23 protein-coding genes are annotated in these 23,169 nt (G+C 62.3%); 14 read left to right on the top strand and 9 right to left on the bottom strand.

Annotated features, from left to right (window positions below):
- From LDZ21_RS16610 to LDZ21_RS16625, 4 genes are all read right to left on the bottom strand, one after another.
- Positions 1-393 (bottom strand): VOC family protein, encoded by a 393-nt coding sequence (locus LDZ21_RS16610; RefSeq protein ID WP_244794896.1) that lies wholly within the window; start codon positions 391-393, stop codon positions 1-3.
- Complete coding sequence (locus tag LDZ21_RS16615; RefSeq protein WP_244794897.1) at positions 390-1,343, bottom strand: ketopantoate reductase family protein; 954 nt, start codon at positions 1,341-1,343, stop codon at positions 390-392. Before LDZ21_RS16615 ends, LDZ21_RS16610 begins: the two co-directional genes overlap by 4 nt.
- Before the next feature lie 716 nt (positions 1,344-2,059).
- On the bottom strand, positions 2,060-3,907 hold the full coding sequence (locus LDZ21_RS16620; RefSeq protein WP_244794898.1) for a glycoside hydrolase family 15 protein: 1,848 nt from the start codon (positions 3,905-3,907) through the stop codon (positions 2,060-2,062).
- A 70-nt stretch (positions 3,908-3,977) separates the two neighbouring features.
- Positions 3,978-4,205, bottom strand: coding sequence for a hypothetical protein (locus LDZ21_RS16625; protein WP_244794899.1), 228 nt, complete (start codon positions 4,203-4,205; stop codon positions 3,978-3,980).
- A gap of 709 nt (positions 4,206-4,914) precedes the next feature.
- Between LDZ21_RS16625 and LDZ21_RS16630 the strand changes: the two genes are divergently transcribed.
- Positions 4,915-5,796 carry a LysR family transcriptional regulator gene (locus LDZ21_RS16630; RefSeq protein ID WP_244794900.1) on the top strand — a complete coding sequence of 294 codons (882 nt, stop codon included), beginning with the start codon at positions 4,915-4,917 and terminating at the stop codon, positions 5,794-5,796.
- Positions 5,797-5,890: 94 nt separating this feature from the next.
- Positions 5,891-6,271 carry an HPF/RaiA family ribosome-associated protein gene (locus tag LDZ21_RS16635; protein ID WP_244794901.1) on the top strand — a complete coding sequence of 127 codons (381 nt, stop codon included), beginning with the start codon at positions 5,891-5,893 and terminating at the stop codon, positions 6,269-6,271.
- 25 nt (positions 6,272-6,296) lie between these two features.
- Here LDZ21_RS16635 and LDZ21_RS16640 read toward each other — a convergent pair whose 3' ends face one another.
- From LDZ21_RS16640 to LDZ21_RS16650, 3 genes are read right to left on the bottom strand one after another with little or no spacing between them, the layout of a single operon-like run.
- Positions 6,297-6,617 carry a four-helix bundle copper-binding protein gene (locus LDZ21_RS16640; RefSeq protein ID WP_152562583.1) on the bottom strand — a complete coding sequence of 107 codons (321 nt, stop codon included), beginning with the start codon at positions 6,615-6,617 and terminating at the stop codon, positions 6,297-6,299.
- Between the two features lie 12 nt (positions 6,618-6,629).
- Positions 6,630-6,830, bottom strand: coding sequence for a hypothetical protein (locus LDZ21_RS16645; RefSeq protein WP_244794902.1), 201 nt, complete (start codon positions 6,828-6,830; stop codon positions 6,630-6,632).
- A gap of 59 nt (positions 6,831-6,889) precedes the next feature.
- Positions 6,890-8,242: a glycosyltransferase family protein gene (locus LDZ21_RS16650; RefSeq protein WP_244794903.1), complete on the bottom strand. Its 1,353-nt coding sequence runs from the start codon at positions 8,240-8,242 to the stop codon at positions 6,890-6,892.
- A 378-nt stretch (positions 8,243-8,620) separates the two neighbouring features.
- Here LDZ21_RS16650 and LDZ21_RS16655 point away from each other — a divergent pair, with 378 nt between their 5' ends.
- Positions 8,621-10,234 carry an FAD-dependent monooxygenase gene (locus tag LDZ21_RS16655; protein ID WP_244794904.1) on the top strand — a complete coding sequence of 538 codons (1,614 nt, stop codon included), beginning with the start codon at positions 8,621-8,623 and terminating at the stop codon, positions 10,232-10,234.
- 15 nt (positions 10,235-10,249) lie between these two features.
- On the opposite strand, the gene LDZ21_RS16660 is transcribed toward LDZ21_RS16655, so the two are convergent.
- Entirely contained in the window at positions 10,250-10,486 is a 237-nt protein-coding gene (locus LDZ21_RS16660) for a hypothetical protein (protein ID WP_052005795.1), read from the bottom strand.
- Between the two features lie 262 nt (positions 10,487-10,748).
- Between LDZ21_RS16660 and LDZ21_RS16665 the strand changes: the two genes are divergently transcribed.
- From LDZ21_RS16665 to LDZ21_RS16715, 11 genes are all read left to right on the top strand, one after another.
- Positions 10,749-11,753 (top strand): hypothetical protein, encoded by a 1,005-nt coding sequence (locus LDZ21_RS16665; RefSeq protein ID WP_244794905.1) that lies wholly within the window; start codon positions 10,749-10,751, stop codon positions 11,751-11,753.
- Positions 11,754-11,833: 80 nt separating this feature from the next.
- Positions 11,834-12,553 (top strand): PIG-L deacetylase family protein, encoded by a 720-nt coding sequence (locus LDZ21_RS16670; RefSeq protein ID WP_244794906.1) that lies wholly within the window; start codon positions 11,834-11,836, stop codon positions 12,551-12,553.
- Positions 12,550-13,470, top strand: a complete 921-nt coding sequence (locus tag LDZ21_RS16675; protein WP_244794907.1) for a glycosyltransferase family 2 protein — start codon at positions 12,550-12,552, stop codon at positions 13,468-13,470. Before LDZ21_RS16670 ends, LDZ21_RS16675 begins: the two co-directional genes overlap by 4 nt.
- Positions 13,471-13,705: 235 nt before the next feature.
- On the top strand, positions 13,706-14,995 hold the full coding sequence (locus LDZ21_RS16680; RefSeq protein WP_035963755.1) for a glycosyltransferase family 4 protein: 1,290 nt from the start codon (positions 13,706-13,708) through the stop codon (positions 14,993-14,995).
- Positions 14,992-15,570 carry a D-glycero-alpha-D-manno-heptose-1,7-bisphosphate 7-phosphatase gene (locus LDZ21_RS16685; protein WP_244794908.1) on the top strand — a complete coding sequence of 193 codons (579 nt, stop codon included), beginning with the start codon at positions 14,992-14,994 and terminating at the stop codon, positions 15,568-15,570. The genes LDZ21_RS16680 and LDZ21_RS16685 overlap by 4 nt, the downstream gene beginning before the upstream one ends.
- Entirely contained in the window at positions 15,567-16,733 is a 1,167-nt protein-coding gene (waaF, locus tag LDZ21_RS16690; protein WP_244794909.1) for a lipopolysaccharide heptosyltransferase II, read from the top strand. The genes LDZ21_RS16685 and waaF overlap by 4 nt, the downstream gene beginning before the upstream one ends.
- Before the next feature lie 12 nt (positions 16,734-16,745).
- Complete coding sequence (locus LDZ21_RS16695) at positions 16,746-18,491, top strand: carbamoyltransferase family protein (RefSeq protein ID WP_244794910.1); 1,746 nt, start codon at positions 16,746-16,748, stop codon at positions 18,489-18,491.
- On the top strand, positions 18,488-19,552 hold the full coding sequence (locus LDZ21_RS16700) for a glycosyltransferase family 2 protein (protein ID WP_244794911.1): 1,065 nt from the start codon (positions 18,488-18,490) through the stop codon (positions 19,550-19,552). The genes LDZ21_RS16695 and LDZ21_RS16700 overlap by 4 nt, the downstream gene beginning before the upstream one ends.
- Complete coding sequence (locus LDZ21_RS16705) at positions 19,549-20,613, top strand: glycosyltransferase family 9 protein (protein WP_244794912.1); 1,065 nt, start codon at positions 19,549-19,551, stop codon at positions 20,611-20,613. The genes LDZ21_RS16700 and LDZ21_RS16705 overlap by 4 nt, the downstream gene beginning before the upstream one ends.
- Positions 20,600-21,559 (top strand): glycosyltransferase family 4 protein, encoded by a 960-nt coding sequence (locus LDZ21_RS16710; RefSeq protein WP_244794913.1) that lies wholly within the window; start codon positions 20,600-20,602, stop codon positions 21,557-21,559. Before LDZ21_RS16705 ends, LDZ21_RS16710 begins: the two co-directional genes overlap by 14 nt.
- A 35-nt stretch (positions 21,560-21,594) precedes the next feature.
- Positions 21,595-22,578: a UDP-glucuronic acid decarboxylase family protein gene (locus LDZ21_RS16715; protein WP_244794914.1), complete on the top strand. Its 984-nt coding sequence runs from the start codon at positions 21,595-21,597 to the stop codon at positions 22,576-22,578.
- Here LDZ21_RS16715 and LDZ21_RS16720 read toward each other — a convergent pair.
- Positions 22,568-23,164, bottom strand: coding sequence for a ParB/Srx family N-terminal domain-containing protein (locus LDZ21_RS16720; protein ID WP_244794915.1), 597 nt, complete (start codon positions 23,162-23,164; stop codon positions 22,568-22,570). The genes LDZ21_RS16715 and LDZ21_RS16720 overlap by 11 nt on opposite strands.
- Between the last annotated feature and the right edge of the window lie 5 nt (positions 23,165-23,169).

Here is a 23,169-nt window from a genome sequence, read left to right on the forward strand (position 1 = left end):
TCACGCCTCCGCGCGTGGGTTGATCGCCAGCGCCTGCGCGACGCATATGGCAGGCTTGGCCTGAATGAGTTCAACCGCGAGTCCGTCGGGCAGACGCAGCCAGTTGCGTCCCTGTGGCATTTCCGTCACGCCAAAGGCTTGCGCGGCGGCAAGCGCGGCTTCCAGGTCTTCGCACATGACGCCGAGATGCGCGAGCCGGCCCTCGGGCTCTTCGTGCTGCGGTGCGCTGATGAACTGCAGACCGCCGAGCGTCCAATACTGACGCGGCTCTTCGCGCGTGCCGTCGACTTCGCGCATCGTCATGCCGAGCACGTCTTCGAAAAAGCGGATATGCCAGTGGATGTCCTTCACCCAGATGGCGACGTGCTCGAGATAGGCTTTCGGCGGGCTCACGCTGCGGCTCCTTCTTCTTTCTGACGATCCGTCATTGCGCGCTCGATGCCTTTGATGCAGGCGACGAGCGTCGAATTCACCGGCGTCGGCACGCCGAGTCGTTCGCCCCAGCGCACGACGGCCCCATTGATGAAGTCGATTTCGGTAATCGAGGACTTCTCTATGCTTTGCAGCATCGATGTCTTGAATGCGGGTGAAAGCCCTTCGGCGGCCATGTTCCAGGCGTCTTCCGCATGGGTGATGGACAGCGCGACGCCGGCGGCTTTGGCGGCGGCCATCGCTTCTTCAATCGCCGCGAGCGACGTCGCTTTCAGAACCGGCTCGTCGTAGAGCTGGCCGTAAGTGAGGCGCGTGATAGCCGTGATCGCGCCGGTCGCGACGTTGATCAGCAGCTTGTCCCACATCGTGCCCATGATGTTGTCGCTGACGGAAGTCGTCAGACCTGCGCTGTTGAACGCGTCCGCGATCGCACGCGCACGGTTCGTGATGCGGCCGTCGAGTTCGCCGATGATCGTCTGCTTGCCGGTCACGCCGGACTGAATATGTCCGGGCGCGCGCAGCACCCCGCCGACATACGTTTTGCCCGCGAGCACGCGCTCGCGTCCGACGATGCCGCTCAGCACGTCTTCGTGGCCGAGGCCGTTCTGCAACGACAGCACGACCGTTTCAGGACCGACGAGATCGAGTGCGCCGCGCATCGCCTGATCGGTGTGAAAGGACTTGACCAGCACGATGACGAGGTCGACAGGACCGGCTTCGGCCGGGTTCATCGTCGCCCGCACGTTGACGCGGCGCGTGCCGCGCTCGTCGTCGACTTGCAGGCCGTCGCGGGACATGGTCTCGACGTGCGCGGCAAACCGGTCGACGAGCCACGTCTCATGGCCGCCTTCGGTCAGCGCGGCGCCGATGGCGCAACCCAGCGCGCCCGCGCCCAGAAATGCGATCTTCATTTGCGTCTCCTTGAACTGGAGACGAAGATACGACGCTGTAGACATGTCGGCAATGCAATGGCTTTAATACGGTCATTGCCCTAGACAATACTGATCTATTGCAGGAGACGCATGTTGTACGCGCGGCGGGTTGTGCAATCCGGGAAACGGGATGACGGATCGCCTTCTACTAACAATCGGGCGCGGAGGAACGGGGGAAAGCGTATTCAGGCACGAGCCAGCTTTGGCAACGCGCGCAGCCAGTTCTAAGCGGCATTATCCCGGGTCTGCCATTAGCGGAAGGCGTGTGCGTTGCCCTCGGCGGCCAAGAAGGCAGCAATCGCGCGCAAAGACGCACACGTCATTCAACGGCTAACTCGGCACGACGCCAGGAAACGTGGTTATTCGTAGTGATGTGGTCGCGGTTTCGCCGCCTTATGACCATCGGATGCGTGAGCGAGGTCCGTGCATACGTAAGACGTCGGAAATTGAAGCGTCAAGCAAGGCTCTCTGTTTCCGGTGTCTAGTCAGAACGCAGCAAAGGACGACGGCGGTTGTCTCTTGTCCCCTCCATTAGCGCGCCGAGTAGCGCTTTACGAGGACAACAGAAACTGCACGCGCTGAAGCTCACTCAAACTTACCCGGAGAACGGTTTCGTGGCGTGTCCCGCTTTCTCTCCAAGTACGGCGGAAACGAGGTAAGAAGCGATGTCTACTATTGCACTTGCCCGAACCACCTTAAGTCCAAGCCACGTGCGTCCGATCCAGATCCCTATCCAATTGATACGCAGCACTGATCAACGCGAGATGTGTCAAGGCCTGCGGGAAATTCCCCATCGCCTCGCCATTCGTCGCGACTTCCTCGGAGAAAAGCCCGACGTGATTCGCATACGCCAGCATCTTCTCGAATACGAGCCGCCCTTCATCGACGCGCCCCGCGCGCGCCAGCGCTTCTGCATACCAGAACGAACACGCGCTGAAGCCGCCTTCCATACCCGGCAAGCCATCCAGCCCGTCCCCGCGTGTGTACCGGAATACCAGCGGATCGACGCGCAAGTCGCGGCCGATTGCATCGAGCGTGCCGGTCCAGCGCGGATCTTTCGGCCCAATGAAGCGCACGAGCGGCATCATCAAGGCGGATGCATCGAGCGTCGATGAACCCGGCGTCTGCACGAACGCTTGCAGTTCTTCGTTGAAGAATTGCTCGTGGATGTTGCGATGGATGTCATCGCGCGTCTGAAACCACGTGGCGAGCGGCGCGGGCAGCGAACGCTTCTGCGCAAGCCGCAGCGCGCGATCCACCGTCACCCAGCACATCAGCCGTGAATGCAGCAGCGGCCGTGTGCCGTTGCGAAACTCCCAGATGCCGTGGTCCGCTTCTCGCCAATGGGCGACGACATAATCGACAGTGCGGGTCACGTGCCGCCAGCCCTGATAAGAAATGGCCGCGCCGTACTTGTTGTACAGATAGACCGAATCGAGCAGCGCGCCATAGACATCGAGCTGCGTCTGGTCACGCGCACCATTGCCGATAAAAACCTTACCCGGCGACGACGATGGTGCGAGGCTCGACAACTCCGTTTCCTCCATCGGCGGCTCGCCGTCCACCGCATACATCACGCTAAGCGAGCCGTCCGAACTGCAATCGCGATTTCGCTCGGCGATCCATCGCATGAAGCGCTCTGCTTCGCCCGTGTAGCCGAGCCGCAGCAGCGCATAGACAGAGAATGCGGCGTCGCGTATCCACGTGAAGCGATAATCCCAGCGTCGAGAACCGTCCTGCGCTTCGGGCAAGCCGAAGGTCGGCGCAGCGACGATCGCGCCGAACTCGTCCGAACTGAGCAGCTTGAGCGTAAGCGCCGATCGCAGAACGACTTCGCGATAACGTCCGCGATACGTCGATTGCGACGACCATGCCTTCCAGAAATCGATCGTCTCCTGCAGCATGCCGTCGAACTTCTCTTTCGAGTCGAGCTTCGACATTTCATCGACGGCGCCAAGCGCGAAGCACGCCGAGTCGCCTTCGCTCATCTCGAGCGTCGCGCGTGCACCGTCGTTTTCGATCGACAACGGCACGCTCGCTCGCAACCGCAAAGGCGGGGCGTCACCGGTCTGTCTGAATTCGACGCCCTTCTCCACTGCATGGGCGGTATGTCTCGCACGCGCATAGTCGAAGCGCGGATCGCATCGCACATTGACCGTCATGCGACCATACACGATTCTTACGATGCGCATCACGCAGTTCGGCACATCCTCTACCCGTGCATCGGATGATGGCACCGGCATCAGGTCGAGCAGCTCGCATACGCCGTCGCCCGTCATGAAGCGTGTAAGCAGCACGTTCGTTTCGGGCAGATACATCTGCTTGACGTTCGCCCCGGCGTCTTGCGGCGCGATGGAGAAGGCGCCTCCGTGCTCGTTATCGAGGAGCGACGCAAAAACGGTCGGGGAATCGATGCGCGGATAGCACATGAAGTCAATCGCACCGCGCAGCGAAACGAGCGCAGCCGTCTTCATGTTACCGATCACGCCGCGCGCATTGACGGGCAATGCGGCTTGTGAGACTTGCTGAGACGGGTGGCCCATAGTGACGTGCTCCGGCTTGACTTTGGCAAGCGGTCAAGCAAGGGCTATACCCGTCGATGTCCGTCTGAAACTAGCGGCCCGCGGTTTGTTCGTGCGGTCCGGATGCTGGCTGCATCGGCGCGGCGCTGAATGCGGCGTCGCTCGTGGACGAATCCTGTGTCGCCAAAGCTTGGCTCGAAGCGGGCGGTATGTCCGCGTGTACCGACGACTTGCCGTAGCTCGCGATATAGAGCGTGACTGCCACCGCGACGCCGATCAGCACCGCGACCACTGCCACGCCCGACGATTTGCTTTTCATGCTTGCTCCTTCGATGCTGTTGGACCTGGCCCAGGCGCGTGACTGTATCAGCGGAACGTGAGACTGTCGGTGTGCGGGCGCGCATTGGAGTGCGCTTCGAAGTTTCGCTGTCGGTTCAATTGGATAGCGCCCGGGTCCCCGGTTTGTCCACAGGCTTGTGAACAGAAACTGTGGATAGTTTGCCGTGCTCGACGCTTCAGACCGGTCGTACACGGCTCGCCATCGCCATACAGTTGTTTCTGAACACCCCGCGCGGAAGAAGAACAAGCGGAAACATGGCAAGCACGTAGCGTGAGCCAACATTTACCGCAAGCGTTCAATGACGTTGTGGTTCCTTCTTCGCGAACATACAGACGGTGAGTCCATCAAAGACCTGAGCGTTCTAGTGCCGACGCTCACCGAGCGCTTCAAAGCCTGCATGGTCGAGGAGAAGTCGCCTCGCAGTGAAGACCCGTCGCGTAAGGTGGCGGACACACTCGAGATCACGCGACGCAATGCCTACGTCTATGTACTGTCGCTCCTCGCTTTTGTGCAAACCGATCGAGCACGACGAGTCATACCGAATGGTCTGGTTGATAACCCGGTAGAAGAAAACCTGCCGTGCACTAAACCACGACCACATCATCCAGCGCCCCCGAAAAATCAGCGATAATCGCCTCAAAACTTCGGTTTCTCCGAGCCAATCCAAGCCGGCCAAGGCGCGCAAATAATGCTCAACTACCGCCATCTCCACTACTACTGGGTCGTCGTAAAGGAAGGCGGTTTCGCCCGCGCCGCAGAGCGCCTCGACATGGCCGTCCAGACCATCAGCGCTCAAGTCCGCGAACTCGAAAAATCTCTCGGTCATCAACTGCTCAAGCCCGCCGGGCGCGGCGTGACGATGACCGAAGCAGGCCAGGCCGCGTTCGCGCGTGCCGAAGAAATCTTCGAGATCGGCCAGCTCATCCACGACGAAGTGCGCGAAGCGGCAAGCGGCACGCTCGCGCGCTTCGCCGTCGGCCTCTCCGATGGCATTTCCAAACTCGCCGCTCAAGCCCTGCTCGCGCCCGTTCTCGGCGATGCATCGTTGCGTCTCTTGTGTCACGAAGGCGAGACGGACGAACTGCTCGGTGAGTTGGCGCTGCATCGTCTCGATCTCGTGCTCGCCAGCCAGCCCGCGCCGCATAATCAGAACATGCGGTTAACGAGCGAAAGACTCGTTGCGTCGCCCGTGGACTGGTATGGCCCTGCGTCGATCGTGCGCAAGAGCGCCATCGATCACTTCCCGAAGAGCCTCGCCTCGCTGCCAATTCTCCTGCCAACGGGACATTCATCGCTGCGCTCACGGCTCGATCGATGGCTCGAAACGCAGCGCATCGCGCCGCGCGTCGTCGGCGAATTCGAAGATAGCGCGCTCATGGCCGTCTTCGGCGCGCGCGGTCTCGGCGTCTTTCCACTCGCGGAATTCGGCGCCGGCGATGTCCCGCTGCTACGCGGCCTGCGCTGGCTCGGACGATCGCCGGAAGTCAAGGAAGAAGTGCATGCGATCGTGTCACGCCGTGGGCGGCATCATCCGCTGACGCAGCGCGTGCTTGCAGGCGTGGATGGATGACTTCGGTTTTCTCGAAGTACCGCTTCGAAAGCCTCTGCTTTTTCCGATTCGCATCTGCCTCTACGCTGGACTCACGTTCAACACGGAGGCACACATGAAAGTCTTGTTCAAATCGCGCGATCCCGAAGCCATTTCGATGCACGACCTCGCAAAGGCGCGCAGCGAATTCGTGTTTCGCCGTCTTGCGTGGCTCATCTCGCGGGCCACAGTCAGCCTGTCGGACATCAATGGACCGCGCGGCGGCATCGACAAGCGATGCCAGGTCGAACTGCAAGTGACTCGCGACCACAAGGTCGTGGCGACGTCCATCGCACGGGACTGGCGAGGCGCGATCGATCTCGCTCTCGCCCGCGCGGTTCGAACGCTCGTGCGCAAGCGTCAGAGTTTGCGGCCGACGAGACGCGTGCGCGCCCGCAGCCATGCGTTCGAAGGCTCATCCGACGCCGCGCTGAAAGACATCGCGCAAGCAGTATGACGGGACTGCGGCCGCGTCCCGCCTGCTACATCGCGCGGCAGGCTTCCGCGCACTGACGGCAGGCGTCGCTGCACGCCTGACAGTGATCGGCGGGATGACGGCTGCATTCGTCGGCGCAAGCATCGCAAATTCGCGCGCACAGGTCGCAGAAATCGCGCATGAACTGCGTATCGCGTGCAAGCGCTTCTGACGTGAAGCGGCACAGTGAAGCGCAGTCGAGATCGAGCCGAATGCACTTCTCCATCTCCGGAAGATGCCCTTCCGCAATGCACGCGGATGCGCAGTTGTGACAGGCCGCCGCGCAGCGATCCAGCTTCTCGATGCAGTCGATGTATTCGCTCATCATTCACTCCTTGCGTTATCGCTGCGTCGAATCTGGCGGGACCGGATTCTTGTCCTGCGATGACGGCAGCGCATTTTCGCTGGCTTCGTGCTTGCGCTTCTCTTCGGCGTCGAGGTTCTCCTGACGCGTATCGCTGGGAGTCGCTTCGTTGAGCGGTTCGTCCATGTCATCGGCTGTCGTGCGGGGCACGGGGTTTTCGCCCGGCGTTCGAGTCATGCTGGCCTCCTTCGGTTGAGACAACGTTCTCCGAAGCGCAGCAAGCCTCGGTCCCGTCGTTATCGACCGCGGTCCTCGATTGCTTCGAAGCCGCCCTCGGGCACCGCGCCCATCGACATGAACAGCGTCCGCAGTTCCGTGCTCAATCCGTGAAAGTGGCACATGAAGGTGCGCGGATTGGCGAAGTACCACGGCGTATTCAGTTCGTGGAAGCTCAGAAGGTCGGGCGAGTCCGGCTCCGGGCATAGACCGTGAGAGAGCGTTTCCTCGAGAAATATGAACTGGTCGCCGTGGCTGGAGAAGGTGTATTTGACGTCGTCAATTTGAAGCACGCGTGAGAGCACGCTTTGCAAGACGTTCTGATTGGCTTCCGTGCGACGAAAACCCATCACGCCGGAGTTGAAACGCCAGCCGCAGATATCGGCCGTCAAGATGCGGTCGCGGCCTTCGGTGAACCGTTCGAGCCTGACCGCAGGGTCCGTCACGAGAATGTCGGCGTCCACCCAGAAAACCCACTCATGATGTGGCAGATACTTGTCCAGCAGAAATGGCTTCGACCAGTTGCCGCATGCCTCGCGCGGGAAATCAGCGGGAACATCGCGATGCTGATAGAGCGTATAGCCGTTTCGTTCGCAATAGGCGCGGAGGCTGGCCTCTCCATAGCGCGCATAACTCGCGATATTCGGCGTATACAACGAGACGACCGCAATCGGTCTCCCCGGCTGATATACCGTCAATGGCTCATCGGTCACGTGCCCGAGCGGCGGCATGTCGAAGAGCCGCCGGTCGCCCGCCGCATGGCACTCGTTAAGGTGTCGCGCGAACACGGCACGCCAGCGCGGACCAAACTTGCTGTAGAGCTGCGGCGTATAAATCAGCGACACCGCAACGACCGGCATGCCAGCAAGATCCGGATGCTGACCCGACCACATCGATGCAAGCGGAATCACGCCGTTGAGATAGTCCCAGTCCGGCACGGTAGGAAATGCTTCGAGCAGTTCCTTCTCCGTCACGAACTTGCCGAACTCAAAGTACGCGCGGCATTTTGCGGCCATGTCGCGAGCAATGCGCCGCGTTTCATCATTGCTTCGGATAACGAATACTTCCGTATTGATGCCGAAGTGACCCTGAGTCACGAGACTGTCGCGCCCTTCCATGATTCGCGCGAAATCCTCGAATCGGACAAAGAGCGCGTGCTCGGTCGCGAAGATGAGAATCTCGCCGTCTGCCGCGCGGTCGAGACGGTCACTGATCATCTGATACTTGAAAAGCACGCACAGTTCGAGCGAATCGGCGCTGCTGGAAATGAGTTCTTCGACGTAGACCGCATGCGTCCTGCGGCAGAACTCGACGTGATTGTCGCGAGAATGGATCGCGTGGCGGCTGGAGAAGCAGCTATGGAGTGTGACCATGTCGGATCAGGATCGGATGGGCGAAAGCGTGACGCGCGGCGCATGCCGCCGCGCAAGAGGGACTCAGCATATCCGTCAGCGTGAACCGACTTGCAAATTATTGCGTCATTCGAAGCATTGATAGTCAGCGGCGCAATCGTCCCGCACAGAATTGTAGGCGCGGTGCGGCGCGCAAAGCAGCGTCATTGCGTCTTCATCCTTCTTCCATTTCCTGCGATCACGCTGACCTCTCCGTCGCATCTTGCGGCGCACGCATGGTAACGGACGCGAGCCTGCGCCGCGCCTTGCCTCCCGGCTATCAAAAAGCGCCCACGCCTGTCCGCCGCGCGGTTATCCTTCGAACACGACATCCTTCTCCATTCGACAAGGAGCCCGCGCATGCCCGATACGACCGACGTGTTGATTGCAGGCGCAGGCCCGGTCGGCCTGATGCTCGCCGCTGAGTTGCGCCGCGATGGCGTCGATGTCCGCGTGATCGAAGCCCATACCGGGCGCACCTTCTTCGTGAAGGCGTTGGGCGTCACTGCGCGCACGCTCGAACTGTTCGAGGATCTGGGCGTCGTTCACGAGGCGATCAATGCAGGCGTCTGGCTGACCGGCGTTGACGCCTATCGTGACGGCGAGCTTGCGTCGAGCACGCCGGTGCCGCGCGAAGGTCTGCCGTATGGAGCCTTGTCGCTTGCACAGCATGAGACGGAGCGCATCCTCGAGCGCGCGCTCGAGCGGCATGGCGGGCGCGTCGAGTACGGCACGACGCTCGTCGATTTCGCAGAAGATGCGGACGGCGTGACATGCAACCTGCAATCGCCCGATGGCGCTGCGAATGCGTTGCGCTGCCGATGGCTCGTCGGTTGCGACGGCGCGCGCAGCACCGTGCGCCGGCATCTGAATGTCCCATTCGATGGCGACCGTTATCCGCAGACGTTCATGCTCGCCGATCTCGATGTCGACTGGCATCTGCCGCGCGGCCCGATGATCCGCATCAGTCACTCGGCGGCTGCCGACGGTCGCGGCGCGGCAACGCTTGCAGCCGTGCCGGTGCGCGGGTCGCCGCGCCGGTATCGCATGTCAATAGTGCTGCCGCCCGACGACGCCGCCCGCCTCGAAGCCGTCGCCCCGCCCGATTTCGCGGAGATCGAGCGCATCATGCTGCCGATCCTGCCCGGCGGCACGCGCTTGTCGTCGATGCATTGGTCATCGGTGTATCGCGTGAGTCATCGGATCGCGGCGCATTACGTGCAAGGACGCGTCTTCCTTGCCGGCGATGCCGCGCACATTCATCCGCCGGTCGGCGGCCTGGGCATGAACACGGGGGTGCAGGACGCGCACAACCTCGCGTGGAAACTGACGCTCGTGGCGCGCGGACTCGCGGGCCGGTCGCTACTGGACAGTTACGAGGCGGAACGGCGTCCGGTCGGGCTGGACGTGGTGGAATCGACGAGCCGCGCGCTCAACACCGTGCTCGCTCATGGCGAAGTGAGGCCCGCGATGCGCGAGACGCAATTGCTCGTTGGCTATCGCGGCAGCCCGATCGTCGCGGATGCGTGCGACCACCTCGCGCCAGAGTTGCCCGCGCCGGGCGATCGCGTGCCGGAGATCGGCGGCTTGTCGGAGGATTTCATCGGCCATCGACAGCGGCTTGCGGCGCATATCGGCCATGGAAGACATACGCTCATCGGCTATTGCGCGGACGATACCGGCGATCGCGCCCCTGCCTCGTTCGCCAACGCCGCCGATGCGTGGCGCGGCGCGCTCGGTGCGGCATCGAATGCAGTGCTGATCGCAGCGCCGCGGACGGCGTGCGGCGCGAGCGAGGAGTATCGCGTGCTCACCGATTCGGCTGGAGAATTCGCCGGCGCATTCGGCGCGCGAAGCGGGATGATGTGGGCCGTGCGGCCCGACGGACATATCGGCTTCAGAAGCGGCGACTGCTCGGCTGTCGCGCTGATGGCGTGGCTCGACAGCGCCCTTGGCAGCGGCCGTCGAGCCTGAACGTGGACGCCGCGATCACCCCGCCGCCATTTGCAGCTCTTTCGGCACGTGGCGGCCGTCCAGTTCATCCTTCCCATACTGGATGGCGAACTGCTCGGCCGCCCGCGCCGTGTCGAAAGGCCGAAACGGACCAACCGCGCGCCGTACGCCGCCGGGCCGCTCGATCAATACCGTCGATACGAATTCGCCCGCCGCATGCACGACGACCGCCGACAACTCGCAGCCTTGATAGTCGACTGGAATGGAATCCATTGCTGACCTCGTTAGGATTGATGTGGCCGAACCATGCAGGCATTCGACGCGAAGGCCGCTCGTCGGTCGAGCGTGCCTGCGCGGTTCGGCGAAGCGGGCCGGTAAGCCTCATTTGTAGCGCCGATCGCGCGATCCGCCCGTGCGTCGACGAACATTCGCCGCGACCAGATAGGCGCATTTGTGCATGCTTCTCATTTAGCGGGTAAGCTCGACCTGCCCTCCCAGGACGAGGACGCTCCACCTACGCCATGAATCCTGCTCGATGACACCAATTCGACCGCAACGACAACGTAAAACTACCGGCTGGGCACTCGCCTGCGCCGCTGTCACATTCATCAGCGCCAACGCGCACGCTCAGGAATTCTCCGTCCTCGCCGGGCCGCTCAAGAGCAGTAGTCAGAACACGTATTCATGGGAGGCGAACTATCGCGAAGGGCTCGGGCCCTATGCCGCGTGGAGCTTCTCGTGGCTCAACGAAGGCCACATTCCGAATCATCATCGGGATGGTCAGGCGGTGCAGTTGTGGGGCCGGCTGCCGCTCATGAACAACCGGCTGGAGTTGTCGGCGGGCGCGGGGCCGTATCGGTACTTCGATACCAGCGAAGCGCAGGCGGGCGGCGACTATTCGAACACGCACGGCTGGGGCGCGATGTTGACGCTGCGCGCGGCGTATTACTTCGATAATCGATGGATCGCGCAAGTAAAGCTCAATCACGTGCAGGCGTTCGGCGGCCCGGACACCACGGCCCTGCTCTTCGGCATCGGCTATCAGCTCGATGCGCCGAACGGTCACGGCCCGCGCGATGGTGCGCCTTCGCGCACGACCAACGTCACCGGCAACGAAGTCACCGTCATGCTCGGCACAACCGTGCTGAACAGCCTCGACTCGGAAACGAATCTCGCGGCAGGCATCGAGTATCGTCGCGGGCTCTGGCGTTATGTCGATTTCACCGCGTCGTATCTGCATGAAAGCGGGCATGTGCAGTCGCGGCGCGATGGCGTGGCGGCGCAACTCTGGGCGACGCGCGCATTCTTCGACGACCGCCTCACACTCGGCGTCGGCGCGGGGCCGTATCTGTCCATCACGCAGAACGACGATCTTCCGCAGAATCGTACGGGCGACGGACGCTTCGCGGGGCTGGTATCGCTGTCGGCGAGTTATCGCTTCACGAACCGCTGGCTCGCGCGCGTCACGTGGAACCGTATGGTGACGCGATACGACCGCGATGCGGACATCATCGAGGCGGGCGTCGGCATGCGCTTCTAACGCACCAGCTTCCGCGTGCAACGGGACGTGGCCCGTTACTTGCAAAGGAACGAGCCGTTCCCAGCACTCGACGCTCGCCCATGTTCGAAGCCACGCCCAGACTTCTGGTGATTTCCCCACATCTCGATGACGCCGTATTCGGTTGCGGCGCGTCGCTCGCGGGCGCGTCCCGGCCGCGCGTCTGCACAGTGTTCACCGCCTTTCCTGCCACCGACCTCCATACCGACTGGGACGCGCAATGCGGCTTCACCGGCGCGCTTGAAGCGATGACGGCGCGCATCGAAGAGGACAAGCGTGCCCTCGGTATTCTCGGCGCCGCGCCGTCTCATCTCGGCTTTCTCGATTCGCAATACGTTCCCGATGCGTCCGAATCCGCCAGGCCGACGCGCGACGCGATTGCGCAGGCGTTGATCGATGCGATCGACGAGCATCGCCCGGATGCACTGTTGATGCCGCTCGGCCTCTTTCATTCTGACCATATCCTCGTGCATGAAGCCGCTTGCGATGCCTGGCTGAAGCGCCCCGATGTACCGTGCTATGGCTATGAGGAAGGCTTGTATCGCCGGATGCCTGGCATCGTTCAGCAGCGCATGGCCGATCTTCTCGAACGCGGCATCGAAGCCACGCCGTTCAATCCGCCGCTTCCCGCAGCGGCCGAGATGCAGCGCCGCGATGTACTCAAGCGCGAAGCGGTGAGCGTCTATGTTAGCCAGTTGAAGGCCTTCGGCGACGATGGCTACGACGACGTCTTCATGCCCGAACGTTACTGGACACTGAAGTTCGTAGAGGACCGCCGATGAGTGCGGTCCCGCAGCCGTCGCCGCTTTCGCACGACGCGCGGGCAGCCCGCATCAGCGTCGTGGTGCTCACGTATAACCGCGTCAATCAGGTGCTCGACACGCTGGCGAGACTCGCCGCGCTGCCCGACCGCATCGATATCATCGTGGTCGACAACGCTTCCACCGATGACACGGTCGAACGCATCATGCAGGCCTTTCCGTTCGTAGAACTCGTCGTCGCACCGTCGAACATGGGCGCCGCGGGCCGCAATCTGGGCGTGGACCGCGTGCGCACCGAATACGTCGCCTTCTGCGATGACGATACATGGTGGGGCGCGGGTTCGCTCTCTCGCGCAGTCGAGATGCTCGATACGGCGCCGCGCGTCGCGGTGCTGAGTGCGCGCGTGGTCGTCGGTGAAGACGGCGCCGCCGACGAAACATGCAAACGCATGCGTGCGAGTCCGCTCGGCGCGCGTGGTTTGCCGGGGCCTTCGCTCGTCGGCTATATGGCCGGCGCAAGCGTCTTTCGCACGAGCGTATTTAAAGCGATGGGCGGCTATGAACCGCGCCTCTTCATCGGCGGCGAGGAATCCTTGCTCGCCCTGGACATGCTCGATCATGGTCACGCGCTCGTGTATGCCGATGAGCTCGTACTTCATCATCATCCTTCGCCGATACGCGACAGCGCGTTGCGTCGACGGCTGCTTGCGCGAAACGCCGCGTGGGTCGCATGGCTGCGGCTGCCGTTGCGTGAAGCCATCGGCGCAAGCCTGCGTGCGTTGAACGTGATGCATCGTGAACGCACCTTGTTGCGCGATGCGCTGGACATGCTGCGCGCGCTGCCTTGGGCCTTGACGCGGCGGCGTGTGGTAGGCCGCCATGTTCAGACGATGCGCGCGATCGTTCGTGATGACGACCGCCGCCGGGACGCACGATGAGCGCCATCGCACGAAAGCACGCATAACTACAAGCAGCGTGTAAAACCGCCGCCTTGGCTGAGAAGCGTTTCAACGAAATTGCTTTCGTCTCGCGACGAACAAACGATTCTGCGCATTTTTCCGAGCGTGGCACAACGAATGCTCAATGCCGTGAAGGCTTCGAAGCGCGCCGCAATCCTTGAGCCGCGAGCGCTTCCAGGCTCATTCCAAACAACGCGGATCAAGGGGCCATCACGTGAAGATCGCACTTATCAGTGAGCATGCGTCGCCTCTTGCGGTGGCGGGCGGTGTCGATAGCGGCGGGCAGAATATATACGTCGCGCACGTCGCGCGTCATCTGGCGCGCAACGGCCATGAAGTCGATGTCTTTACGCGCCGCGACCGCTCGCTGCTGCCGCTCGTATCACGCTTCGAAGGCATCCAGAATATCCGCGTGATCAATGTCCCGGCGGGACCGCCGGTGCAGTTGCCCAAAGAGCAGCTTCTGCCGCACATGGACGAATTCGCGCGGTTCATGATCGGCTACTTCAAGAAGCAGGCGACGCCTTATCACGTCGTGCATGCGAACTTCTTCATGTCCGGGCTCGTCGGCATGCGCATCAAGGAAGCGCTCGGCACGCCGCTCGTCACGACGTTCCATGCGCTTGGCCGCGTGCGCCGCATTCATCAGGGCGCGGGCGACGGCTTTCCCGATGAACGCTTCGATATCGAAGACGCGCTCGTGCGCGAGTCGGACTCGGTCATCGCGGAATGCCCGCAGGATGAAGCCGATCTGCTCTCGCTCTATCACGCCGATGCCTCGCGCATCGATCTGGTGCCGTGTGGTTTCGACAGCACCGAGTTTCATCCGATGAAGAAAGCCGAAGCCCGCGAACGCCTAGGCTGGCCGCAGGATCGCTTCATCGTGCTGCAGCTCGGGCGCATGGTTCCGCGCAAGGGAATCGATAACGTGGTGCGGGGCATCGGCATATGCAATCGTGAGCTGAACGAAGAAGCGCATCTGTATGTCATCGGCGGAAATTCCGACGAAGCGAACGAGATCGCGACGCCGGAGATCGGCCGCTTGCGCGGCATCGCCGACGAATGCGGCGTCGCCGACAAGGTCAACTTCCTTGGCCGTCATGGACGGCAACGCCTCAAAATCTTCTATAACGCGGCGGACGTATTCGTGACGACGCCGTGGTATGAACCGTTCGGCATCACCCCGCTCGAAGCGATGGCTTGCGGCCGGCCCGTGATTGGCGCGGACGTGGGCGGCATTCGCTATTCGGTCGCGCATCGCGAGACGGGCTTGCTCGTGCCGCCGAAAGACCCGGCCGCCCTTGCCGATGCGCTCGCCGCCATCAAACGCGATGCCGCGCTCGCCGAACGCATGGGCGAGGCCGGACTCGAACGCGCACGTGCGATGTTCACGTGGGCGAGCGTTGCGCAATCGCTGGAGCGTGTCTATGCGCGCGTGGCGAATGTCGATACGGCCAGCGATGTGCAAAGCCGCCGCGCGGCATACGGCGGCGCGAGCGCATGAAACCCGCTGTCTTTCTCGACAAGGATGGCACGCTACTCGACGACGTGCCCTATAACGTCGATCCCACAAGGATGCATCTGGCGCCCGGCGCATTCGATGCGCTCGCGACGTTCGCGCGAATGAAGGCGCCGATCGTCGTCATCAGCAATCAAAGCGGCGTCGCGCTGGGAAAGTTCGATGCATCCGCACTCATCGATGTCGAACATAAACTGCATGAGCTTGCCGCTGAGGCGGGTGCGACGCTCGCGGGCGTCTACTGGTGTCCGCATCATCCGCAAGGGACGGTGGCGCGTTATGCGCTTGCGTGCGACTGCCGCAAGCCTGCACCCGGCATGATTCAACGCGCCGCGCGTGAGCTTGGACTCGATCTCGAACGAAGCTGGTTCGTCGGCGATATCCTCGACGATATCGAAGCGGGACATCGCGCGGGCTGCCGCGCGGTGCTCATCGATAACGGCAACGAGACAGTGTGGCAGCGCGGCCCGCTGCGTGAGCCGGATGCGATCGCGAGCGACATGCACGAAGCCGCGCGCCTCATCGAGCGAGCGTGGCGCGAGACGGAGCTGTCGACATGAAGCGCGAGGTTCCGGTCACGATCCAGCCCGCCATCGCTCATGCACGCGCACCGGCCACGTCTGCGCAGCGCGTGTGGGGCGAGGATGTGCGTCGCATTCTCTGCATCCGTCCCGACAACCTCGGCGATGTCTTGATGACCACGCCCGCGCTTCATGCGTTGAAGCATGCGTATCCGGGACGGCATCTCACTCTGCTTGCGTCGGGTTCAGGCGCGCAGGCGGCGCGTTTCATCGACGATATCGATGACGTGATCGAATATCACGCGCCGTGGGTCAAGCACGACAAGCCGATCGACGCAGCCGCCGATCTCGCGATGCGCGAGCGTCTTGAATCGCTTGGCTTCGATGCCGCGGTGGTCTTCAGCGTCTATAGCCAGAATCCGCTGCCCGCTGCGATGCTGTGCCATCTATCGAACATTCCACGAAGGCTGGCGCATTGCCGGGAGAATCCATACGGGCTCCTGACCGATTGGGTTGCGGAATGCGAGCCGCAGCAAGGCACACGACATGAAGTGGAACGGCAACTTGCGCTCGTTGCAAGCGTCGGCGCACATGCGAGCGATACGCGCATGCGATTCGACCTGCGCGCAGCCGATGAAGCCTCGCTTCAACGCAAGCTGGCCGAGCGCGGCATCGATATCGACGCGCCCTACTTCGTCATGCATCCCGGCGCGACCGCCGCATCGCGCCGCTATCCGCCGGACCGTTTTGCGCAAGCCGCACGCGAGCTCGCAACGCGAACCGGCTGGCCCGTGCTCGTCACCGGCTCGTCGAGCGAAGCGGCGCTGTGCGAATCAGTGAGTGCGGGCGATGCGCGCATCGTCGATCTTGCGGGCGCCTTGCACCTCGGCGAACTGGCCGCGCTCATCAAGCAGGCCCGCGTGCTGATTTCGAACAACAGTGGTCCGGTGCATATCGCGTCGGCGCTCGGCGCGCCCGTCGTCGATCTTTACGCGCTGACGAATCCGCAGCACATGCCGTGGCAGACGACGCATCGTGTGCTCTATCACGATGTGCCTTGCCGCTGGTGCTATCGCAGCGTATGTCCCGAAGGGCATCATCTTTGCCTGCTTGGCGTGAGTGTCGATGAAGTCGTCGATGCCGCCCTCTCGCTCCTCGATGCCCGCACCGAACACCATCCTGCTCATCTGACATTACCCTGAGAGACGCGCCTTATGTACACACTCGGAATCAATGCGGTCTATCACGACAGCGCAGCGGCGCTGGTTCACGACGGCGTCGTGATCGCGGCAGCGGAAGACGAGCGCTTCACGCATGTGAAGCACGCAAAGCGTCCTGTGCCCTTCTCGACCTGGCAGCTTCCGTTCGACGCCATCGACTACTGCCTCAAGGAAGCGGGCATCGAACTGGCGGACGTGGATCACATTGCCTACTCGTATGATCCGCATCTGTTCTCGGGCATGCCGAAGCAGGCGAAGGCAACCATCACGCTGCCCTTCATGCCGTCGGAGCATGTCAGCACCAATCCTTCCGAGTCGCCGTGGGACCCGCTGTTTCTGAGCTATATCGCCAATGCGCGCGGCCAGTTAATCGACGGCGCGCCGCATCATTTGAAGAAGCGCTTCATCAGCGGCGGCCGTGCGCCGCGCTTCCAGTGGCATCACGTCGATCATCATCTTTCGCATGAAGCCAGCGCGTTTCTCGCCGCGCCCTATGAAAATGCCGCTGTATTGACGATGGACGGACGCGGCGAAGGCGTGACAACCAGCCTTGGTCAGTTCGTCGATGGCGAATATCAGCGCGTGAAACAAGTGGAATTGCCGCATTCGCTTGGGCTGCTTTATGAGGCCGTGACGGACTATCTCGGCTTTCTGCACTCGTCCGACGAGTACAAGGTGATGGCGCTCGCCTCTTTCGGCAAGCCCGCGTACGTCGATCAGTTCCGCGAGATCGTCAAATATCGCAATGACGGCAGTTATACCGTCGATGCACCGCGTCTCGTCGAACGCTTCGGCCCGCGACGGGAGCGCGGCGGACCGCTGACGCAGCATCACTACGATATCGCGCATTCGCTGCAGGCCGTGCTCGAAGAGACCGCTCTGGAACTGGCGCGGTGGCTGCATGAACGCACCGGTCTCAAGCATCTTGCGATGGCGGGCGGCGTCGCTCTTAACTGCGTGATGAACGCACGCCTGCGCGATCGCGGCCCGTTCGAAGACATCTGGGTCCAGCCGGCCGCGGGCGATGCAGGCACCGCGCTGGGCGCCGCGCTCTGGACCGACTATCAGCAACGCGTGAAGCAAGGTGATCGTAGCCGCCGCTGGAGTATGAATCATGCGTATCTCGGACCGTGCTATAGCGAAGAGGACATTGAATCATTCCTCAAGTGGTCCAAGACGCCGTATCGCAGGCTCAACGACATCGCCGCTGAAACAGCCGACATTCTTGCGTCGAACCGCGTGATCGGCTGGTATCAGGGCCGCACGGAATTCGGTCCGCGAGCATTGGGCGCGCGCTCGATTCTCGCTTCGCCGATCGATCCGTCGATGCAGGCGCGTCTCAACGAAATCAAGGACCGCGAGGACTTTCGCCCGGTCGCGCCCGTCGTGATGGAAGAGCACGCAGCCGACTGGTTTGTCGATGCACGCGTCGCGCCGTTCATGCTCTTCGTCTTCGATGTGCGCGAGGACATGAAAGCGCGCATTCCGGCGGTTACTCATATCGACGGCACTGCTCGCGTGCAGACCGTCAATCGCTCGCAGCATCCGCTTTACTATGACCTGCTCGCCGCGTTCAAGGCGCGCACCGGCGTGCCGGTGCTCGTGAATACGTCGTTCAACACGCGTGGCGAGCCGATGGTCAACTCGCCGCGCGATGCGGTGGAATCGTTCTGGACGTCGCCGCTCGATGCGCTCGTGATCGGCCCGTTCCTCATCGAGAAGCCGGGGGTGCCTGCATGAGCACCATCGCAGGCTCGTTTTCCTACGACGGCGCAGGCGATGCTGCACGCGACGCCGCAGCGCAAGATGCGAGCACTGGGACGGGTGCTGCGTTCGACGTGTCCGTCGTCGTGCCGACGTATCAGCGGCCCGACATGCTCGAGCGTTGTTTGCGCGCGATCATCGCGCAGGACTATGACAAGACGCGCTACGAGATCATCGTGTGCGACGACGGTCCCGACGATGCAACGCGCTCGCGCGTCGCATCGCTTGCACGCGAATGCGAGCAGGGTCCGCGCATCCGCTATGTGCCGGTGACGGCGACGCAGGGACCGGCCGGCGCACGCAACGCGGGATGGCGCGCATCGGGCGCCGCATGGATCGCATTCACCGATGACGACACGATCCCCGATCCGCAGTGGCTCGCCAGTGGCGTTGCAGAACTGCGCGCGGGCGCGGATGCGGTGTCCGGGCGGATCGTGGTGCCGCTCGGCCCCCGACCGACCGATTACGAACAGGACGCCGCGGGACTTGCGCATACGGAGTTCGCGACCGCCAATACTTTCGTTACGCGATCGGCGTTGAAGCGTGTCGGCGGCTTCGATGCGCGCTTCACGTCGGCGTGGCGCGAAGACTCCGATCTCCAGTTCAAGCTGATGCGCACCGGCGCGGACATCGTCCGTTCCGAACACGCGATAGTGCTGCATCCCGTGCGTCCCGCGCGCTGGGGCGTGAGTCTTTCGCAGCAGAAGAAGAGCCAGTTCGACGCGCTGCTTTACAAGAAGCATCGCACGCTCTTCAAGGAACGCATCAGAAGCACGCCGCCTTTGCTCTACTACGCGATACTCGCGGTGGTCGTGATCGCCTTGCTCGCATTCGTCAACGGCAACGCCACACTGGGGCTGCTGGGTCTGGAAGTGTGGTTAGCGTTGAGCGCGTGGTTCTGCCTGAAGCGCCTCAAAACAACGGCGCTGACCCGCGCGCACATACTCGAAATGGCGTGGACGTCCCTATGGATTCCATTCCTCTCGATCTATTGGCGGCTTTATGGCGCGGTGAAATTCCGCGTGCTGTTCGTATGAGACCCGCGAACGTCGAACGCATCGCCATCTTCAGGGCGCTTCAGCTTGGCGACATGCTGTGCGCCGTACCTGCGTTGCGCGCGTTGCGTCGTGCGTATCCGCAGGCGCATATTGCGTTGATCGGCCTGCCCTGGGCACGCAGCTTCGTGGAACGATATGCGCATCTGCTCGATGAACTGATCGTGTTTCCCGGCGCGATCGGTTTTCCCGAGCAAGAGGAAACGGACGCGCACTTGCCCGCCTTTTACGATGCGATGCGTGCGCGCCGCTTCGATCTGGCGATCCAGTTGCACGGCAGCGGCGGCGTGGCCAACGACATCGTCGAGCAGATGAATGCGCGCCTCAACGCTGGCTTTCTGAAACCGGACGAAGCGGCGCGTGAAGGGGTGTTCATTGCGTGGCCCGATGCGTTGCAGGAGGTCGCTCGCTATAACGCGCTGATGGATGCGCTCGGCATCGATGCAAGCGATACGCAGCTTGAAATTCCGCTGACGCGAGACGACACGCGCGAGTGCGACGCGCTGATCGACCGATACGCACTCGAGCCATCCCGCCTCGTGCTCGTTCATGCGGGTTCGCAATTGCCGTCGCGCCGCTGGCCGGCCGAACGATTCGCGCAAGTTGCGGCCGCGCTGGCAAACGATGGATGGCAGGTTGCGCTCACCGGCAGCGCGGGTGAGGCGGACATCACGGCGAGCATCGCCAACACGCCTGGCGTTCACGCCATCGATCTGACCGGCAAGACATCGCTCGGCGGACTCGCCGCGCTGGTTGCGCGTGCGCGGCTCATCGTGTGCAACGACACGGGCCTTTCCCACGTCGCGGCGGCGATGCGCACGAAGAGCGTCGTCATTGCATCGGGCAGCGACACGCGACGCTGGGCGCCGCTCGATCATGAACGTCATCGCGTGCTCGCAGACTATCCGCCGTGCCGCCCCTGTGCGTTCCGGGACTGCCCGTATGGGCATCCCTGCGCACTGAACATCAGCGTCGGACAAGTGCTCGATGCTGCTCGAATCCAATTGCCCGCAGAAAAACTGGAAACCGATGCCCACTGTTAATCAAAAACGCCTGCGCGTGCTTACGTGGCATGTCCACGGCAATTACATGTATTACCTGAGCCAGGCGAAGCACGACTTCTATCTCGTGACGAAGCCCGGTCATCCGCCGGGCTATGCGGGAAAGGTCGGCGTGCTGCCGTGGGGCGACAACGTGCATGAGGTGCCCGCCGATCAAGTGGCTTCACAGGAGTTCGATGTCGTGCTGTTTCAGCATCGCACACACTGGGACAACGATCGCATCAATCTTCTTTCCGATACGCAACGGCGCTTGCCGCGCGTCTATATCGAACATGATCCGCCGCAAGAAAATCCGTTCGAGCAGCGCCATTGGGTGAACGATCCGAATACCCTACTCGTGCACGTGACGCACTTCAACCGCCTGATGTGGGACAGCGGCGAGACGCCCACGCGCGTGATCGAGCATGGCGTCGTCGTGCCCGAAGGCGTACGTTATAGCGGCGAGAAGGAACGCGGCATCGTCGTCATCAATCATTTGCGGCAACGCGGGCGCAGGCTCGGTAACGACGTGTTCGCGGATGCGGCCCAACGCGTTCCGCTCGATCTCGTTGGCATGGACGCCGAATCGGCGGGCGGTCTCGGTGAAGTCGGCAATCTGGAACTGGCGGCATTCACCGCGCAATACCGCTTCTTCTTCAATCCGATTCGCTGGACGAGTCTCGGCCTGGCCATCGTCGAAGCGATGACCATCGGCATGCCGATCATCGGCCTGGCGACGACGGAGCTTGCCACCGTCGTTCGCAATGGCGAAAGCGGCTTCATCCATACCGATACGAACGCGCTCGTCGATGCGATGCAGCGCCTGCTGCGCGATCCCGCCGAGGCGCGACGCATGGGTGAAGGCGCGCGGAAGCTCGCGCTCGAGCGTTTTCATATCGACCGCTTCGCCGCCGAATGGGAAGCAACGTTGCGGCACGTCTGCAATTAGGGCATCAGGATGCAATCACATCAAAGGGAATCGTCATGAAAGAAGCATTTCGCAAGCGCATTCTGGTGACTGGCGGGGCGGGCTTTCTCGGCTCGCATCTATGCGAGCGGCTGCTCGCGCAAGGGCACGACGTGCTGTGCGTCGACAACTTCTATACCGGCACCAAGGACAACATCGCGCATCTGCTCGACAGCGCCAACTTCGAGTTGATGCGCCACGACGTGACGTTCCCGCTGTATGTGGAAGTCGACGAAATCTATAACCTCGCGTGCCCCGCATCACCGGTTCATTATCAGCATGATCCGGTGCAGACGACGAAGACCAGCGTGCACGGCGCGATCAATATGCTGGGGCTTGCCAAGCGCGTGAAGGCGAAAATCTTTCAGGCATCGACGAGCGAAGTCTATGGCGATGCCCGCGTGCATCCGCAGCAGGAAGCGTACTGGGGCAACGTGAACCCGATCGGTCCGCGTTCTTGTTACGACGAAGGCAAGCGCTGCGCCGAGACGCTTTTCATGGACTATCGCCGGCAGCATGGACTCAACATCAAGATCGCGCGCATCTTCAACACGTATGGTCCGCGCATGCATCCGAGCGATGGCCGCGTGGTGTCCAACTTCATGATGCAGGCGCTCGCCGGCGAGCCGATCACCGTCTATGGCGAAGGCTCGCAAACGCGTTCATTCTGCTATGTCGACGACATGGTCGATGCGTTCATTCGCCTGATGAACATGCCCGATGAAATTACCGGCCCGGTCAATCTCGGCAATCCGCATGAGCTGTCGATGCTGGAAATCGCGCAGCGCATCGTGGCGCTGACGGGGTCGAAGTCGGAGATCGTGTTCCGTCCGCTGCCGATGGATGATCCGTGGCATCGTCAGCCTGACATCACGCAGGCGCGCACGCTGCTGGACTGGCAGCCCGTGACCGTGCTCGATGAAGGCTTGCGGCGCACCGCCGCGTACTTTCGGCAGATCATCGAGGCGCAGCAGACGCGCTCCGCGATGGCTACGCTCTGAAGCCCGGCAGTTCGCGCGCTTCGTCCTCACGCGAAGCGGCGACTGCCTGAGCGAGCGCCTTGGCGAAGCCCGCAGTCGATGCGAAATCGCCCTGTATGCGCTCGCGGAAGTAATCGGCCCATGCGAACTTCGCGTTGAACTCCGGCGAATCTTCGAACATGCCCGCCATGCGCACGAAGGCGGCAAGGCTCAAATAAGGATCATCGGGCATCGCGGCGATGGAAGGCGGCAACGCTTCCACCGATATTTCGTTACCCTGAGCATCGAACGGATGAATCCAGCCATGCTCGCGCATAGCCGCAAGGAAAGCATCGTGGTCCCGATCGCTGAAATCGCATGCGATGGATACCGGCACGACTTCGATGCCAAGCTCATGCCACGCGCGCGCCCAGTGATGATGATCGATCACATGGAGCGTCCCGCCCGGCCCGCGCACGAGGCGCAGCGCATGTTCGTCCATGAAGGCCGCGCGCCTGTCATCAGGCTGCTCGCTCGTCAAACGCATCTTCTCGCGCACATGCTCCATCCCTAATGCGCCTTGTGTCGGCTTGAGTTCATCGATGCGTGCGGATGTCTTCTCGTCCATGTGAT

The organism is Caballeronia grimmiae, assembly GCF_022879615.1.
GTDB classification, from domain to species: Bacteria; Pseudomonadota; Gammaproteobacteria; order Burkholderiales; family Burkholderiaceae; genus Caballeronia; species Caballeronia grimmiae.

Bases quoted from the DNA above. Each gene is read 5' to 3' on its own strand.
- LDZ21_RS16615 (WP_244794897.1), bottom strand. From the start codon at position 1,343: ATGAAGATCGCATTTCTGGGCGCGGGCGCGCTGGGTTGCGCCATCGGC.
- LDZ21_RS16620 (WP_244794898.1), bottom strand. From the start codon at position 3,907: ATGGGCCACCCGTCTCAGCAAGTCTCACAAGCCGCATTGCCCGTCAAT.
- LDZ21_RS16625 (WP_244794899.1), bottom strand. From the start codon at position 4,205: ATGAAAAGCAAATCGTCGGGCGTGGCAGTGGTCGCGGTGCTGATCGGC.
- LDZ21_RS16630 (WP_244794900.1), top strand. From the start codon at position 4,915: ATGCTCAACTACCGCCATCTCCACTACTACTGGGTCGTCGTAAAGGAA.
- LDZ21_RS16635 (WP_244794901.1), top strand. From the start codon at position 5,891: ATGAAAGTCTTGTTCAAATCGCGCGATCCCGAAGCCATTTCGATGCAC.
- LDZ21_RS16640 (WP_152562583.1), bottom strand. From the start codon at position 6,617: ATGATGAGCGAATACATCGACTGCATCGAGAAGCTGGATCGCTGCGCG.
- LDZ21_RS16645 (WP_244794902.1), bottom strand. From the start codon at position 6,830: ATGACTCGAACGCCGGGCGAAAACCCCGTGCCCCGCACGACAGCCGAT.
- LDZ21_RS16650 (WP_244794903.1), bottom strand. From the start codon at position 8,242: ATGGTCACACTCCATAGCTGCTTCTCCAGCCGCCACGCGATCCATTCT.
- LDZ21_RS16655 (WP_244794904.1), top strand. From the start codon at position 8,621: ATGCCCGATACGACCGACGTGTTGATTGCAGGCGCAGGCCCGGTCGGC.
- LDZ21_RS16660 (WP_052005795.1), bottom strand. From the start codon at position 10,486: ATGGATTCCATTCCAGTCGACTATCAAGGCTGCGAGTTGTCGGCGGTC.
- LDZ21_RS16665 (WP_244794905.1), top strand. From the start codon at position 10,749: ATGACACCAATTCGACCGCAACGACAACGTAAAACTACCGGCTGGGCA.
- LDZ21_RS16670 (WP_244794906.1), top strand. From the start codon at position 11,834: ATGTTCGAAGCCACGCCCAGACTTCTGGTGATTTCCCCACATCTCGAT.
- LDZ21_RS16675 (WP_244794907.1), top strand. From the start codon at position 12,550: ATGAGTGCGGTCCCGCAGCCGTCGCCGCTTTCGCACGACGCGCGGGCA.
- LDZ21_RS16685 (WP_244794908.1), top strand. From the start codon at position 14,992: ATGAAACCCGCTGTCTTTCTCGACAAGGATGGCACGCTACTCGACGAC.
- waaF (WP_244794909.1), top strand. From the start codon at position 15,567: ATGAAGCGCGAGGTTCCGGTCACGATCCAGCCCGCCATCGCTCATGCA.
- LDZ21_RS16695 (WP_244794910.1), top strand. From the start codon at position 16,746: ATGTACACACTCGGAATCAATGCGGTCTATCACGACAGCGCAGCGGCG.
- LDZ21_RS16700 (WP_244794911.1), top strand. From the start codon at position 18,488: ATGAGCACCATCGCAGGCTCGTTTTCCTACGACGGCGCAGGCGATGCT.
- LDZ21_RS16705 (WP_244794912.1), top strand. From the start codon at position 19,549: ATGAGACCCGCGAACGTCGAACGCATCGCCATCTTCAGGGCGCTTCAG.
- LDZ21_RS16710 (WP_244794913.1), top strand. From the start codon at position 20,600: ATGCCCACTGTTAATCAAAAACGCCTGCGCGTGCTTACGTGGCATGTC.
- LDZ21_RS16715 (WP_244794914.1), top strand. From the start codon at position 21,595: ATGAAAGAAGCATTTCGCAAGCGCATTCTGGTGACTGGCGGGGCGGGC.
- LDZ21_RS16720 (WP_244794915.1), bottom strand. From the start codon at position 23,164: ATGGACGAGAAGACATCCGCACGCATCGATGAACTCAAGCCGACACAA.